At 60.0% G+C, this 14003-nt stretch carries 14 protein-coding genes; 8 read left to right on the top strand and 6 right to left on the bottom strand.

Annotated features, from left to right (window positions below):
* Positions 1 to 33 precede the first annotated feature (33 nt).
* The gene (locus tag ACJ8IM_RS19850; protein WP_033655036.1) at positions 34 to 1797 is read right to left on the bottom strand and encodes a sigma-54-dependent Fis family transcriptional regulator; all 1764 of its coding nucleotides are present in this window, start codon (positions 1795 to 1797) and stop codon (positions 34 to 36) included.
* Between the two features lie 275 nt (positions 1798 to 2072).
* On the opposite strand from ACJ8IM_RS19850, the gene exaC reads away from it, so the two are divergent.
* A complete protein-coding gene (gene exaC, locus ACJ8IM_RS19845) occupies positions 2073 to 3593 on the top strand; it encodes an acetaldehyde dehydrogenase ExaC (protein ID WP_041035074.1) in 1521 nt (506 codons plus the stop codon).
* A 67-nt stretch (positions 3594 to 3660) separates the two neighbouring features.
* On the opposite strand, the gene adhP is transcribed toward exaC, so the two are convergent.
* The 3 genes from adhP to ACJ8IM_RS19830 all read right to left on the bottom strand — a co-directional run bounded on the left by adhP (position 3661) and on the right by ACJ8IM_RS19830 (position 6974).
* The gene (adhP, locus tag ACJ8IM_RS19840) at positions 3661 to 4677 is read right to left on the bottom strand and encodes an alcohol dehydrogenase AdhP (RefSeq protein ID WP_033634519.1); all 1017 of its coding nucleotides are present in this window, start codon (positions 4675 to 4677) and stop codon (positions 3661 to 3663) included.
* A 204-nt stretch (positions 4678 to 4881) separates the two neighbouring features.
* Positions 4882 to 6171 carry a bifunctional sulfur transferase/dioxygenase Blh gene (blh, locus tag ACJ8IM_RS19835; RefSeq protein WP_033655034.1) on the bottom strand — a complete coding sequence of 430 codons (1290 nt, stop codon included), beginning with the start codon at positions 6169 to 6171 and terminating at the stop codon, positions 4882 to 4884.
* Between the two features lie 17 nt (positions 6172 to 6188).
* Entirely contained in the window at positions 6189 to 6974 is a 786-nt protein-coding gene (locus ACJ8IM_RS19830) for a sulfite exporter TauE/SafE family protein (protein WP_080289930.1), read from the bottom strand.
* A gap of 191 nt (positions 6975 to 7165) precedes the next feature.
* On the opposite strand from ACJ8IM_RS19830, the gene ACJ8IM_RS19825 reads away from it, so the two are divergent.
* Positions 7166 to 8404: an NAD(P)/FAD-dependent oxidoreductase gene (locus tag ACJ8IM_RS19825; protein WP_033655033.1), complete on the top strand. Its 1239-nt coding sequence runs from the start codon at positions 7166 to 7168 to the stop codon at positions 8402 to 8404.
* A 126-nt stretch (positions 8405 to 8530) separates the two neighbouring features.
* On the top strand, positions 8531 to 8824 hold the full coding sequence (locus ACJ8IM_RS19820) for a SelT/SelW/SelH family protein (protein WP_004928553.1): 294 nt from the start codon (positions 8531 to 8533) through the stop codon (positions 8822 to 8824).
* 22 nt (positions 8825 to 8846) lie between these two features.
* On the opposite strand, the gene ACJ8IM_RS19815 is transcribed toward ACJ8IM_RS19820, so the two are convergent.
* Positions 8847 to 9509 (bottom strand): CPBP family intramembrane glutamic endopeptidase, encoded by a 663-nt coding sequence (locus tag ACJ8IM_RS19815; protein ID WP_033655032.1) that lies wholly within the window; start codon positions 9507 to 9509, stop codon positions 8847 to 8849.
* 216 nt (positions 9510 to 9725) lie between these two features.
* Here ACJ8IM_RS19815 and ACJ8IM_RS19810 point away from each other — a divergent pair, with 216 nt between their 5' ends.
* The 5 genes from ACJ8IM_RS19810 (at position 9726) to ACJ8IM_RS19790 (ending at position 12504) form a co-directional block, all read left to right on the top strand.
* Entirely contained in the window at positions 9726 to 10220 is a 495-nt protein-coding gene (locus ACJ8IM_RS19810) for a TIGR00645 family protein (protein ID WP_033655048.1), read from the top strand.
* A 188-nt stretch (positions 10221 to 10408) separates the two neighbouring features.
* A complete protein-coding gene (fabZ, locus tag ACJ8IM_RS19805; protein WP_033648284.1) occupies positions 10409 to 10864 on the top strand; it encodes a 3-hydroxyacyl-ACP dehydratase FabZ in 456 nt (151 codons plus the stop codon).
* A 30-nt stretch (positions 10865 to 10894) separates the two neighbouring features.
* On the top strand, positions 10895 to 11683 hold the full coding sequence (locus tag ACJ8IM_RS19800) for a spermidine synthase (protein WP_033655031.1): 789 nt from the start codon (positions 10895 to 10897) through the stop codon (positions 11681 to 11683).
* 80 nt (positions 11684 to 11763) lie between these two features.
* On the top strand, positions 11764 to 11958 hold the full coding sequence (locus tag ACJ8IM_RS19795) for a ribbon-helix-helix protein, CopG family (RefSeq protein ID WP_004928567.1): 195 nt from the start codon (positions 11764 to 11766) through the stop codon (positions 11956 to 11958).
* Positions 11959 to 12102: 144 nt separating this feature from the next.
* On the top strand, positions 12103 to 12504 hold the full coding sequence (locus ACJ8IM_RS19790; RefSeq protein WP_033634513.1) for a VOC family protein: 402 nt from the start codon (positions 12103 to 12105) through the stop codon (positions 12502 to 12504).
* Between the two features lie 39 nt (positions 12505 to 12543).
* Here the strand turns inward: ACJ8IM_RS19790 and ACJ8IM_RS19785 are convergent, their stop codons facing one another.
* Positions 12544 to 13923, bottom strand: a complete 1380-nt coding sequence (locus ACJ8IM_RS19785) for an MFS transporter (protein WP_033655030.1) — start codon at positions 13921 to 13923, stop codon at positions 12544 to 12546.
* Between the last annotated feature and the right edge of the window lie 80 nt (positions 13924 to 14003).

Genomic DNA, 14003 nt, shown 5'->3' with positions numbered 1-14003 from the left:
AGCGGGGCCTTATCGCCGCTCAATCGAGAAGTGTCATTCCGCCGCCGCTTTCTGCCTTCCCAGCTTGCGGTACAGCGTGCTGCGCGAAACGCCGAGCGCCTTGGCCGCCCGACTGAGGTTGCCGCCCGCCCTGTCGATCGCCGCCTGCAGCGCCTCCAGGCCGGTATCGGCGCTCTCCTGGCGCGGCGCCAGCACCGCGATGGACTGCGGCAGATCGTCCAGAGTGAGCACCGCATGATCGTCCGCCAGCGCCAGCAGCACCTTGAGCGTACTCAACAGCTGCCGCACGTTGCCGGGCCACGGGTAGCGAGCCAGCATCGCCAACGCTTCCGGCAGCAGGCGAATGTCGCGCCGCTCACCGCCCAGCTCTCGCCACAGCTGCATAATAAAGGCCTCCAGCTGCGCCCGCTCTCGGAGCGGCGGAATGCGCAGGCTGTATTCCTGTATGCGGTACAGCAAATCCTCGCGAAACGCCCCCGCCTCAACCTGCCGATGCAGATCGTGGTGCGTGGCGCAGACCAGCGCGAAATCGACCGGATAAGCGCTGCGGCTGCCGAGCGGCATGACCGTTTTTTCCTGTAACACCCGCAGCAGCCGCGTTTGCAGGCCCGCCGGCATGTCGCCGATTTCATCGAGGAACAGCACGCCGCCGTCCGCCTCGCGGATCTTGCCGATATAGCCTTTCGGGTTGGCGCCGGTAAACGCCCCCGGCGCATAGCCGAACAGCTCGGATTCGATCAGCGGTTCAGGCAGCGCCGCGCAGTTGATCGCCACGAAGTTGCCGTTGCGCCAGCGGCTCTCTTGAAACAGGCGTCGGCTGAAGTGCTCTTTACCGCAGCCGGTTTCGCCGGTCACGCACAGCGAAAGGCCGGCATTGAGGATCCGCAGCGCTTTCTGATGCTGCTCGTCATGCCGTTCCGCCGGCGGCGTGGAACGCAGGGCGCTGACGCGGCGCTGCGGCGCCTCGAGCAGAGAATAATAGTGCCGTTGATTGCCGGCCAGCGTCTGACGCGGCGCGCCGGAGGGCTGTCGCAACAGATCGGGGAACAGCTGGGCGAACTCGACGGAGCCGAATGCGGCCGGCGAGAGCTGAAACTCCATCATCGCCAGCCGATTGGCGGCGACCAGCACTTCGTCGTGAAACACCAGCAGCAGCTCCTGCGCGCTGCCCAGACGACCGGCATCGGCGTGCAGGCGCAGCGTCCAGTGACGATCGGCGATCGCGCTTCTGACCCAGCGGTGTTCGATATGCCGCACCGCCTGCATGATCAGGCGCTGCGCATCGCGGTACGGCCGCTGCGCGGGGGCGGAGAGATCCAGTATGCCGGCAATGCGGCCATCCGGCCGATAGATCGGCGCGGCGGTGCAGTTCAACCCGGCGTTTTGGTTGAGGAAATGCTGGTCGCCGCGCACTTCGCAGAACGCGCCCAGCGCCAGCGCGGTGCCGATGGCGTTGGTGCCCCGCTCCGCTTCTCCCCACTGGTTGCCCGGCGCCAACGCAAAGCGCGACGCCTTGTGCAAAAAGTCGGTATTGCCGCGGGTTTCCAGCACCAGCCCGTCGGCGTCGGCGATCACCACAATGGCGGGCTGGCGCGTAATTTGCGCGCCCAGCTGCTCGATCAGCGGCTGTACCCGTTGCGGCACCCAGTCGTTGCGGCTGCGCAGCTCTTCGAGCAGTCCGGCTTTGATAAACGGGATATGGCGATCGGCGCGCGTCAGGCCGTAGCCCCGGCTGCGCTGCCAGGATTCCGCCAGCGGACTGGCGCCCTCGGTGGGCAAGCGGTCGTCAGGCAACATGCGTTTCTCCCCCGTTTGCGAGTGTTGCAAATATGTATCACAGATGTGTACCAAGCGTTGCGACACGGGACACAAAAAAACACCGACGGCGGCGGAATCGCTCGATTCGCCAAGTCATATCATTTTTTAACACGTTAATAAATAAGACCTTTTTATCATCACTCTCGCCTTTCGTTAATCTGGCACGCGCCGTGCTTCTCTGTGCTGCGGCGGCATGCCGCATTCACAGGCGCAGCCCAATAGCGCTGATTTTCATCTGCAGAGAGGTGCTTAACATGAAATATGTCCACCCCGGTTTGCCTGGCTCGCTGGTTTCGTTCCGCAAACGCTATGGCAACTACATTGGCGGCAAATTCGTCGAACCGGTATCCGGCAACTACTTCACCAACACCTCGCCGGTGACCGGCCAGCCGATCGCCGAATTCCCGCGTTCCGACGCCAAGGACATCGAGCTGGCGCTCGACGCGGCGCACGCGGCGGCGGACGCCTGGGGCAAAACCAGCGTGCAGGCGCGTTCCAACGTGCTGTTGGCGATCGCCGATCGCATCGAATCGCGGCTGGAAATGCTGGCGCTGACCGAAACCTGGGACAACGGCAAACCGATCCGCGAAACCCTGAATGCCGATCTGCCGCTGGCGGTCGACCATTTCCGTTACTTCGCCGGCTGCCTGCGCGCGCAGGAAGGCACCGCGGCGGAGATCGACCAGAACACCGTGGCCTACCATATCTATGAACCGCTGGGCGTAGTCGGCCAGATCATCCCGTGGAACTTCCCGCTGCTGATGGCCGCCTGGAAACTGGCGCCGGCGCTGGCGGGCGGTAACTGCGTGGTGCTGAAACCGGCGGAACAGACCCCGCTCGGCATCAGCGTGCTGATGGAAGAGATCGGCGATCTGCTGCCGCCGGGCGTGCTCAACGTGGTGCAAGGCTTCGGCGCCGAGGCCGGCGAAGCGCTGGCTCGCAGCAAACGCATCGAGAAGATCGCGTTCACCGGCTCCACGCCGATCGGCCGCCACATCCTCGCCTGCGCGGCGGAAAACATCATCCCCAGCACCGTCGAGCTGGGCGGTAAATCGCCCAACATCTATTTCGCCGACATCATGCAGGCGGAGCCGGAGTTCATCGACAAGGCGGTTGAGGGGCTGGTGCTCGGTTTCTTCAACCAGGGGGAGGTCTGCACCTGCCCTTCACGCGCGCTGATTGAAGAATCTATCTATCCGCAGTTTATGGAGAAAGTGCTGGCGCGCATCGCCACCATCCGCCAGGGCGATCCCTTCGACACCGACACCATGCTCGGCGCGCAGGCGTCGCAAGAACAGTACGATAAGATCCTGTCCTACATCGACATCGCCAAGAATGAGGGCGGCAACATCCTCGCCGGCGGCAAACGCACGCAGCATGGAGATGAATTGCAAAACGGTTTCTACCTGCAGCCGACGTTGATTACCGGCAACAACAGCATGCGCTTCTTCCGCGAGGAGATCTTCGGGCCGGTGATCGGCGTCGCCACCTTTAAAGATGAAGCCGAAGCGCTGGCGCTGGCCAACGACACCGAGTTCGGGCTGGGCGCCGGGCTGTGGACCCGCGACATCAACCGCGCCTACCGCATGGGCCGTGCGATCAAGGCCGGGCGCGTGTGGACCAACTGTTACCACCTGTATCCGGCGCACGCCGCGTTCGGTGGCTACAAGAACTCCGGCATCGGGCGCGAGACCCACAAGGCGGCGCTGTCGCACTATCAACAGGTGAAAAACCTGCTGGTCAGCTACGACGCCAAACCGCTGGGCCTGTTCTGAGCCGGGCGTAACAACCAGAAGGCCACCCGCAGGTGGCCTTCTTATTTGGCATGGTTGGTGGCGTGATTTATTTCGCCATGCCGAGATCGATCACCATGCGACCGCGAATGGTGCCCGCCTTCATCTCGTCGAAGATGGCGTTGATATCGCCCAGCGGCCGCTTGGTCACTTTCGGCGTCACTTTGCCTTCGGCGGCGAACTGGAACGCCTCTTTCAGATCTTCGCGCGTGCCCACCAGCGAACCCACCACCTGAATGCCGTCCAGCACCAGGCGCGGAATGCTCAGATCCATGCTCTCCGGCGGCAGCCCCACCGCCACCACTTTACCGCCGGCGCGCACCGCATTGACCGCCGAGTTGAAGGCCGCTTTCGCCACCGCCGTCACCACCGCCGCGTGAGCGCCGCCGGTTTGCTGCTGAATGATCTCCTCGGCGTTTTGCGTTTTGGAATTGATGGCCAGATCGGCGCCGATCTGTTTGGCGAACTCCAGCTGGCCGTCGTTGACGTCGATGGCGATCACTTTGGCGTTAAACACGTTCTTGGCGTACTGCAGCGCCAGGTTGCCCAGCCCGCCCAGGCCATAGATGGCGATCCACTGCCCCGGCTTGATATCGGAAATTTTCACCGCCTTGTAGGTGGTGACGCCGGCGCAGGTGATGCTGCTGGCGGCGAAAGAATCGAGCCCGTCCGGCACTTTCACCGCGTAGTCCGCCACCACGATGCACTCTTCCGCCATGCCGCCGTCAACGCTGTAGCCGGCGTTTTTCACCGAACGACACAGGGTTTCGTTGCCGCTGACGCAGTATTCGCAATGGCCGCAACCCTGGTAAAACCAGGCGACGCTGGCGCGGTCACCCACTTTTAGCGAGGTGACGCCCTCACCGACGGCGGAGACCACGCCGATGCCCTCATGCCCCAACGTAATGCCCGGCACCTCGCCGAAATCGCCGTTTTTCACGTGCAAATCGGTGTGGCACACCCCGCAACACTCCATTTTCAACGCCGCTTCGCCGTGCTTCAGCGGGCGCAACACTTTATCCTGAATGTCTACGGTATGGTTTTTCGTCACTACGGCAGCTTTCATGGTGTTTTCCTTAGCAGAGTGGGAAGTACAGTTGTTAATGTAGTGACTGTATTCGGTGAGGGCAAGCGCCGCATGATTTGTGTAAAAACAAATAATTAAATATGAACCAGCATGATTATTTCATAAAAAACAATTAACAGACGGGCGCGATCTCATTCGCATTGACCGCAGCGGCGGCGAACGATCGCGCACCTCTGGCTTGATTCAGCGCTTAAATCGATTCACGGGAATTTTCAGGTAGCGTTGCCCATCGTCTTCGCAGTCAGGCAACACGCCGCCGCGAATATTGACCTGCAGCGCCATCAGCATGAGTTCCGGGTGCGGCAGCGTGGCGTCACGCTGCTTTCTTTGCGCAATAAAGCGGGATTTATCCATGTTGACCACCCAGGGATTGTTCTCGCGCTGCTCTCTCACGGTGCTTTCCCAGCGGGCCTCACGCCCCGCCGGGCGGTAATCATGGCCGGTAAACAGGCGGGTATCCGCCGGCAGGCTCAAGATCCGCTGCAATGACTCCCACAAGGCTTCCGCATTGCCGCCAGGAAAATCGGCCCTTGCGGTACCGCTGTCCGGCATGAAGAACGTATCGTGGATAAACGCCGCATCCGCAATGTAATAAGTGACGGACGCCAGCGTGTGCCCGGGAGACAGCAGGACTTCAGCGCGCAGGTTGCCGATAAAAAAGACGTCGCCGTCCGCGAACAGCGCATCCCAGACGGTATTGGCCGCAGGCAGGTCTTTTAAGTTATAGATCTCTTCCCACAGCCCCTGAACGGCGGTAATTTTTTCACCGATGCCGGTGAAGGCGCCGGTTTTCTGCGCCAGCCAGGTGGCAGCCGAAAAATGATCGGCGTGCGGGTGCGTATCCAGCACCCAGGCCACTCCCCACCCCCGTTGATGGATAAAATTCAGGATATCTTTGGCCTGTTGATGCGAGACCGTGCCCGATCGGCGGTCAAAATCCAGCACCGGGTCGATAATCGCACAGCGGCGCGCCTCGGGATCGGCAACCACATACTGCAGGCTGCCGCTTTCCGGCTCATAAAACGCGTGAACTTCCGCCGTGGCCCGCACGGACCGATGCTTGCCGTACCAGCTGAGCGCCTTATCGGCGTCCGCGCCGTATTCGTCGCATTGGCGGCGAAACTGCGCTTCATCTATCTGACCTTCGCGCAACGCATACAGCAGGGAAAGGCAGGCAGAGCGAGCCCCGCTTCTGCAGTGCGCCAGGGTTTTCTTGCCTTGCCGCAACAGAAACTGGAAGGTGTAAACGGTCTCCCAGGTCAGCGTATCGAACGTATAAGGGAGATAGACGTAGCGCATCCCCCCTTGTTCAGCCAACGCTTTCTCTTGCTGATGGTCAAGATACTCCCCCGGCTCCTCGTCCGGCCGATTGTTGACGATAAGGCGGTAGCCCTGATGAGACAGCGCCTTGAAATCACTCGCTTCGGGCGCGCCCGAAAAGGAGAGTTGAGGGTGGTAAGTGCGGATGCGCATGTTTCTTTCCTTCCGTTTCATAGGCTTTTAAATAACATATACAGGGCCAGCGCCAGGAGCATGAGGGCATAGAGCACGTTGATAATGCCCTCGCGTTTTTTCAGGCGCTCGGCGAGCGCCACCCCCACCACGCCCCCCAGAACGCCGCCGACGATGAGCCAGCACGTAATGGCGAGCGACACCTTTCCGGACATGGCGTAGCTGGCGCTGGTCGACAGCCCCATGGCCGCCACGACCACCAGTGAGGTTGCCACCGCCTCAACCATCGAGAAGCGAAAAAACCAGACCAGCGCCGGCACAACCAAAAATCCGCCGCCAATGCCCAGAAAGCCCGCCAGCCCGCCCAGCGCGAGAACGCTGGGCCATATGATGGCGGGATGAACGGCAGCATGGGAGGACGGCAAGGGGTTGCCGGCAAGGGGATTTCTTTTCAGCGTCAATCCGGCGACCACCAGCATCAACAGGGAGAAAGGCAGGGTTATGTAGTGTCCGTCCGTGATTTTTCCCATCTGAGAGCCGGCCAGAGCCCCCATGACGGCGAGCAGCGAAACGACAAGCCCGGTCTGCCACCTGACGTTGCCTTTGGAGGCGTGCGCGGCCAGGTTGATCAGCGCGTTAATGGCCACAGACATGGCGCTGGTCCCTATAATCAAATGCGTATCCGGCACTTTCACCATATACAGCAATAATGGCACGCAGACGATTGAGCCGCCGCCGCCGGTCAGGGCCAGGAGAAATCCCACAATTCCCCCGGTGACCACTAACAGCATCACGATATAAAAACTGAAATGGAAAAAATCCACTGCGTTAATCCCTTAATGATGCTCATGCCATTTATTAACGATCAGTTCACCGGCAATGTCAAATAAATTATTTCTATTTGTTATTACATATAGCAAAATGGAATATGTGATTTTTTATATAACCACAAGTTCTATGAATTCGCTTTTAATCTGGACGGCAACCCCCTACTTTCTTATGAAAGGAGGCCTGCATGAAACCAGAAAAAATAAACCCCCAGAAAAGCGTCGTTATTATTGGCGGCGGCTCATCCGGAATAGGTATCGCGGCAAGCATAAGGAAGCGAGTTAAAGACATCGATATAACGATAGTGGAGCCTAACGATTGTCATTATTATCAACCAGCATGGACTCTGGTGGGCGGCGGGCTCTTTGATATCACGAAAACACGGCGCTCCATGCATGCCGTTCTGCCCTCAGGCACCGCATGGATACAGGATAGCGTGGTCAGGGTTGAGCCCAGCCAAAAATACATCGAGACCCACCAGGGGCAGAAAATAAACTATGACTTTCTTATTGTTGCATGCGGACTGATTTTACGCTGGGATAAAATAGAGGGCCTTGAAGAAACCCTGGGATTAAACGGCGTCACCTCTAATTATCGTTTTGATCTTGCCGAATATACCTGGCAACTGGTCCGCGAAATGAAAGGCGGCCAGGCGATATTTTCTCAGCCACCGCTCCCCATCAAGTGCGCCGGCGCACCGCAAAAAGCCTTGTATCTGTCATGCGATTACTGGCGTCGCCAAGGCATCCTGAATAATATTAACGTCAATTTCTGCCTTGCGGGCGCGGCGGTTTTCGGCATTCCGCAATTTGTTCCCCCGCTGACCGAGTATTTGGAAAAATACCGAGCACAGGTCAATTTCAATCATCATTTGATCCGCGTTGATGGCGAGAAGCGGCAAGCGACATTTGCCGTAGAGACAAATGAAGAAGGAAAACGCGAGTTAACTCTGCCCTTCGATATGCTCCACGTGGTGCCGCCCCAATCGGCCCCGGCGTTTATTTCGCAAAGCGGCCTCGCTGATGGTGCCGGCTGGTGTGATGTGGATAAATCGACGCTGCAGCATAAGCATTGGCCGGATATTTTTGCGGTAGGCGACTGTTGCTCGACGCCAAATGCCAAAACCCTGGCGGCAGCCCGCAAGCAGGTGGTGGTGGCGGCTGAAAACGTCGCGGCGCTGATTCAGGGCGCGCCTCTCACTGCCCATTATGATGGTTATGGTTCCTGTCCATTGACGGTTGAGAAAGGCAAAGTTGTGCTGGCGGAGTTTGGCTATGACGGTAAATTGCTGCCCACGTTTCCGCTGCTCGACGCCACCCAGCCCAGCCGTCTGGCCTGGTGGCTGAAAGCCTGCTTTTTACCCCGATTTTATTGGGCGGGCATGCTGCGTGGGGTTGAATGGTTTGCCGGCAGCAAGCGGCCGTGACGCGCGCTCGGTCCCCCTCTCGTTCCTGCCGCTGCAGACGCTTGACTATTTGGCGAGACGAGGCCACCATCGTTTGCAGGTTCCTCAGGCTGATTGCAAGCCGTTACCACTACCGGTCGATCATCGATGAAAAATGCCCCCGCCGTTACGATCCACTACTGTTCACAATGCAACTGGCTGCTGCGCGCTGGCTGGATGGCGCAAGAGCTGCTGAACACTTTCGGCGACGATCTCGCCTCCGTCACCCTGATGCCGGGCACCGGCGGGGTCTATCAAATCAGCGTCGATGGCGTAATGATTTGGGATCGCAAGATTGACGGCGGTTTCCCCGATGCGGCACAGTTAAAGCAACGGCTGCGCGATCACAGCTTCCCCGATCGCTCTCTCGGCCACAGCGACGGTAAAAAAGCCCGGCACTGAAAATCGGGCGGTAAGCACGGCTTCAGCTTAACGCATAGCTGGCCGCCATCACGACGCCGTTCATGGTCATATGCAGCCCGATGGGCAAATAGATCCCTTTGGATTTGACTCGTGCGGCCGTCAACACCAGCGAGATGAGCAACAGGGCTGCCAATGTGCGCCAATCGGTGTACTGGGTATGCAAAACGGCAAAGATGACAGACACCGTTAACGCAACCCAAAGCACCTTATCGTTAAACCAATACATCAGCGCGTTAAACAGACAGCCGCGAAATACGATCTCTTCATAGATGGGGACCACGAAAACCAACAAAGCGGCATTGAGCGCCAAAATCTCGCCGGGCAATGCCACCTGCTCCGTCACCCAGGTTTCCGTTTTCTCCACGCCCATCAAACGCGGGAAAATAAACTGAATCACCAACAGCGCGAACAGCAGCAGTGCAAAATCGTTGCGCTTAATCTCGCCTTTGCCCAGTCCTTCTCTGCGGCGGAAAAAGAGCAGGTATAACGAAAAGATAGCGATGAACTCCATTCCATACAGCAGCGGCAGCAATAGCCCTTGTCGCATCAAGGCGGCTCTGTTCTCAAGGAACAGCGGAATAAACGTAATCAGGAACATCAGCAAAAACATGGAAAAGCAGCCGTTGACGGCTCGCGTTCTCGCGATAAACGCATTGTCGACCATATAACCATCCTTAGTTTTGAGCAGCCCTTGACGAAACAGTAGCAAGGTGAGATATCGCGGCAGTTTATCCCCATGCGTTCTCATTGTCATGGAACCCGTTCACAGCGAGCGTCCATTCGCAAATTTCTCCAAGCCATTGGCAACCAGTTGATTTCGCCCGGGCCACCTGCGTTATACTGAGCGCTCTTTTGGCCACGCATTTGACACAATTTTATGATGGAACGTTTGCTAGAAAACGCGATGTACGCCTCCCGCTGGTTGCTCGCGCCGGTTTATTTCGGCCTTTCACTGGCTCTGATCGCCCTGTCGATCAAATTTTTTCAGGAAATCCTGCACGTCCTGCCCAACATCTTTTCTGTCGCCGAAGCCGATCTGATCCTGACCCTGCTGTCGCTGGTCGACATGGCGCTGGTGGGCGGGCTGTTGGTGATGGTGATGTTCTCCGGTTATGAAAACTTCGTCTCGCAGTTGGATATCACCGAAGGGAAAGAAAAGCTGAGCTGGCTGGGCAAAATGGATGCCACCTCGCTGAAAAACAAAGTTGCTGCGTCTATCGTCGCCATCTCCTCCATTCATCTGCTGCGGGTGTTTATGGACGCCAAGAACGTGCCGGACAACAAGCTGATGTGGTATGTGATCATCCATCTTACCTTTGTGCTGTCCGCCTTCGTGATGGGCTACCTGGATAAAGTGACCCGCTCCAAGCACTAAACGCGCTGCCACACCCGATCGCCAGGATCGGGTGCCTCCCTCTCGCTCCTCTCTTCGCCTGTTTCTGCGCCGTCGTTTTTTTCATCTGGCACATCTGATGATAATTTTATTATAATGTTATTACACTCATCATGGACTGAACGCCGGCCCTCGCACCGGTTTCGCCGCAGACAGGATCACGCTCTCTCATGCCATTGACTGGTCACCCCCTGCAATTCAACGATATTCAGGCAATTTTGCCTCATCGTTATCCCTGCCTGCTGGTCGATCGCGTGCTGCCCGCCGGCACCTGCATTGCCGAAGGGCGGCTGAGCGCCATCAAGAACATCACCGCCAATGAGCCGACGTTCTGGAACGGCCACGCACACTTCGCCGGATTTCCCGGCGTGCTGTTGGTGGAAGCGCTGGCACAAAGCACCGGTCTGCTGGCCCACTACTATCTCGGGGCGCTGAATGAGGGGGAGCATTACTATTTCGCCGCCATTCAGCGCGCGCGGTTTTATCGCGCCGCCCGCCCCGGGGACCAGGTGCTGATGGAGGTCGCTTTTGTTCGTCGGCGCGGGGCGATCGCCCGCTTTACCGGCCGCGCCAGCATCGATGGCCGGCGCATTTGCACCGCCGATTTCATGTGCGCCCGTAAATAGGCCGCTTGCCAAAGGAGCCCTGCGAATACCATGTCTCTGGTTGACAGCTTACTTAAAACCCTCGATTTCTCTCCGCGCGGCCAGGTGATCGCTCGCGAAGCCGACGCCTGGGGCGAAATCATCGTTTCCGATCACAAGGACTACCGCACGCTGCGGTTTGACGGCATCTGCGAACAGAGCAAGATGAGCCTCAGCAACCCCGCGCAGCCGATCCACAACTACATCAAAGCGATGCTGATGGCGGTGGCCTGGCAACCGCCGAGCTCGGCGTTGATTTTGGGGTTGGGCGGCGGCAGTCTGCTGCGCGCGCTGCACGCGCTCGATCCGGCGATGCGCCTCGACGTCGTCGAGCTGCGCGCTGCGGTGATCGCCGTCGCGCGCCGCTATTTTACGCTGCCGGCCACCGGCACCATCAGCCTGCGCACCGCCGACGCCATGGACTTTGTGCGCCCGCCCGTCGAGACGCGTTACGATCTGATCTTCTCCGATCTCTATTCGGCGTTCGCCATGGATCCGCAGCAAGGCACCCAGACCTTCCTGGAAAACTGCGCCGCGCGGCTGAACGACGGGGGCTGGCTGGTGCTCAATTACCACGATCTGCCTGACGAAAACAGCCTGCTGTACCACAGCCTGCAGCGAATATTCGGCACCGTACTGTTTTGCGTCGCCCCCAGCGGCAACGTGATCATTTACGCCACGCCGGCCCAGGTGACGCTGCCGCTGAGCGCGCTGCGCAGCCTGGCCGCCGGCAGCGGCGAGCTGTTCAACTGCGAACTCGGCTACCTGTCACGCAAAATAGAGCGGTTGCATTTCCGCTAAAGACGGGCGGCCACGCGGTCTGGCTGGCCGCTTCGCCCACATGGTATTATCATTCAGTTATCATTCTCTGGAGGATCCTGATGGAAAAGAAAACGGCGCGGTTAACGGTGCTGATTGACCCGGACAAGAAGAAAGCCTTGGAGGAACTGTGCCTGCAGCAGGACGTCACCCCTTCCCAGGTGGTGCGCCAGCTGATCCGCGATTACCTGCATAAGCATCAGGTGGACTATCCCAGCCAACCGACTCACGCCAATCCGCGCGTCGAAAGCAATTGAGCGGCGGCCTGCCCCGCACACCGTGAAGCGCGCTTTGCCCCTGCGTGCGTCTCTAATCCGAATCCTCCGTTGCGGTCTGTCCATTCGGCAATATCGCTGCTACTGTTTTATGCGTTCATACTCTCTCTTCGGAAAGGAAGCGCCATGTTCAGCCATATTACCGTCGGCGTCAGCGATCTGGACGCCGCCGCCGCCTTCTACGACGCCATCCTGTTGCCGCTGGGATTACAGCGGCGGGAAGTGACGCCGGACGGCGGCCCCGCCGCCCGCTGCTGGGTGATGCCGGGCCAAACGCTGCCGCGTTTCTATGCTTACCAACCCTTCGACGGGCAACCCGCCAGCGCCGGCAACGGCAGCATGCTGGCGTTTCTCGCCGCCGATGAGCTGGAGGTCAAACGCGCTTACGCCGCCGGCCTGCTGGCGGGCGGCAGCGGTGAAGGCGAGCCCGGCGAACGCGCGCATTACGGCAAGGGCTATTTCGGCGCTTACCTGCGCGACCCCGACGGCAACAAGGTCCATGTGGTGTACCGGGGCGATCTCGCCTGATGAAATGTTCGGTTCATATCGCCACCGGCGTAGACGGATTCATCGCCGACGCGGGCGGCGGCCGCCGAAGGCGATGAGCAGCGCCGCTAACGCCAACAGCGCCGCCACGCCGTAGGTCACCTGCATGCCGTAAGCCGCGGCGGCGGCGCCCGCCACCCGCTGCGAAGCCAGATAAAACAGCGCCCCCAGCGCCGAAGCGCCAGTAATCGCCCCAAGATTGCGCGCCAGGTTCACCATGCCGGCGACCAGCCCGCGCCGTTCGGGAAACAGATCCTTCATCAGCATGGTGTTGTTGGCCACCTGAAACAGCGCATAGCCGGCGGTCAGCAGCGCGATGGGGCCAACATAGCCGAGCACGCCCCAGCGGTTAAGCAACGACAGCAACGCCGCCCCGGCGGCCACTGCCGCCAGCCCAAACTGGCCAATGCGCTGCGATCCAAAACGATCCACCAGATAACCGGCCGGAATGCCGGTCAGGATCGCCACCGCCGGCCCCGCCGACATCACCAGCCCGACCTGCGCGGCGCTTAACCCCAGCGCGCGCGACAGGTAGAACGGCCCGACCACCAGCGTGGCGGTCATGACCGTCATCACCAGCGCGCTGGCCGCCAGCCCCGCCGTCAGGGCCGGATGGCGAAACATCGCCGGCGCCAACAGCGGCGATGCGGCGCGGCGTTCCACGCCGATAAACAGCGCCCCCGCCAACAGCGCCCCCAGCATCAACGCCAGGTTGAGCACACCGAAGTTGCCGCGCCCAAGGGTCATCGCCAGCGAATAGCAGAGCAATGCGCCGCCCAGCAGCAGCGTACCGGCGCGATCGAACGGTTCCTGGCGCGCTGCCGGGCGTGCCCCATCCGGCAAGTATCGCCAGGCGAGCCACAGCGCCAGCAGCCCCAGCGGCAGATTGATAAGAAACATCGCCCGCCAGCCGAAACCGGCGATCAGCGCGCCGCCCAACGACGGCCCCAGCGCGGTGCCCACCGCCGACAAGGTGCCGAGCAGCCCCATCGCGCGGCCGATTTTATCCGTGCCCAGCGCCTCGCCCGCCAGCGCCATGGCGATCGACATCATGGCCGCGCCCCCCAGCCCCTGCGCCATGCGCGCCGCCAGCAGCAGCCAAAGCTGCGGGGCCAGCGCACAAGCGAGCGAAGCGGCGGTAAACAGCGCGATGCCCGCCAGCAGCAGGCGGCGGCGATTAAGGCTGTCGCCGAGGCGGCCGATGCCGATGATGCAGGTGGTGACGGCCAGTAAATAACAGAGCAATACCCACTGCACCGCCTGGAACGAAGCATGGAACGCGGCGGCGAGCGCCGGTAGCCCAACGTTGGCGATGCTGATGCCGAGCGATGACAGCAACATGCTCAGAGACAGTGCGGCCAGTATGCCGCGGACGCCCTGCGGCGAAGGATGGGATAACATGGTAAACACTCCTGACATAGACTGAGGATTAGCCTATGTCAGGGGTTGGAATGGCGGAAGACGCACGGCATGCACTGTAT

It is taken from the genome of Serratia sp. CY33525 (assembly GCF_052169115.1).
Lineage (GTDB): Bacteria > Pseudomonadota > Gammaproteobacteria > Enterobacterales > Enterobacteriaceae > Serratia > Serratia sarumanii.
The sequence above is the reverse complement of the archived record's forward strand: the minus strand, read 5'-3'. Positions and strand labels throughout refer to the sequence as shown.

Bases quoted from the DNA above. Each gene is read 5' to 3' on its own strand.
- ACJ8IM_RS19785 (WP_033655030.1), bottom strand. From the start codon at position 13,923: ATGTTATCCCATCCTTCGCCGCAGGGCGTCCGCGGCATACTGGCCGCA.
- ACJ8IM_RS19815 (WP_033655032.1), bottom strand. From the start codon at position 9,509: ATGGTCGACAATGCGTTTATCGCGAGAACGCGAGCCGTCAACGGCTGC.
- adhP (WP_033634519.1), bottom strand. From the start codon at position 4,677: ATGAAAGCTGCCGTAGTGACGAAAAACCATACCGTAGACATTCAGGAT.
- ACJ8IM_RS19810 (WP_033655048.1), top strand. From the start codon at position 9,726: ATGGAACGTTTGCTAGAAAACGCGATGTACGCCTCCCGCTGGTTGCTC.
- ACJ8IM_RS19825 (WP_033655033.1), top strand. From the start codon at position 7,166: ATGAAACCAGAAAAAATAAACCCCCAGAAAAGCGTCGTTATTATTGGC.
- ACJ8IM_RS19820 (WP_004928553.1), top strand. From the start codon at position 8,531: ATGAAAAATGCCCCCGCCGTTACGATCCACTACTGTTCACAATGCAAC.
- blh (WP_033655034.1), bottom strand. From the start codon at position 6,171: ATGCGCATCCGCACTTACCACCCTCAACTCTCCTTTTCGGGCGCGCCC.
- ACJ8IM_RS19800 (WP_033655031.1), top strand. From the start codon at position 10,895: ATGTCTCTGGTTGACAGCTTACTTAAAACCCTCGATTTCTCTCCGCGC.
- exaC (WP_041035074.1), top strand. From the start codon at position 2,073: ATGAAATATGTCCACCCCGGTTTGCCTGGCTCGCTGGTTTCGTTCCGC.
- ACJ8IM_RS19850 (WP_033655036.1), bottom strand. From the start codon at position 1,797: ATGTTGCCTGACGACCGCTTGCCCACCGAGGGCGCCAGTCCGCTGGCG.
- fabZ (WP_033648284.1), top strand. From the start codon at position 10,409: ATGCCATTGACTGGTCACCCCCTGCAATTCAACGATATTCAGGCAATT.
- ACJ8IM_RS19790 (WP_033634513.1), top strand. From the start codon at position 12,103: ATGTTCAGCCATATTACCGTCGGCGTCAGCGATCTGGACGCCGCCGCC.
- ACJ8IM_RS19795 (WP_004928567.1), top strand. From the start codon at position 11,764: ATGGAAAAGAAAACGGCGCGGTTAACGGTGCTGATTGACCCGGACAAG.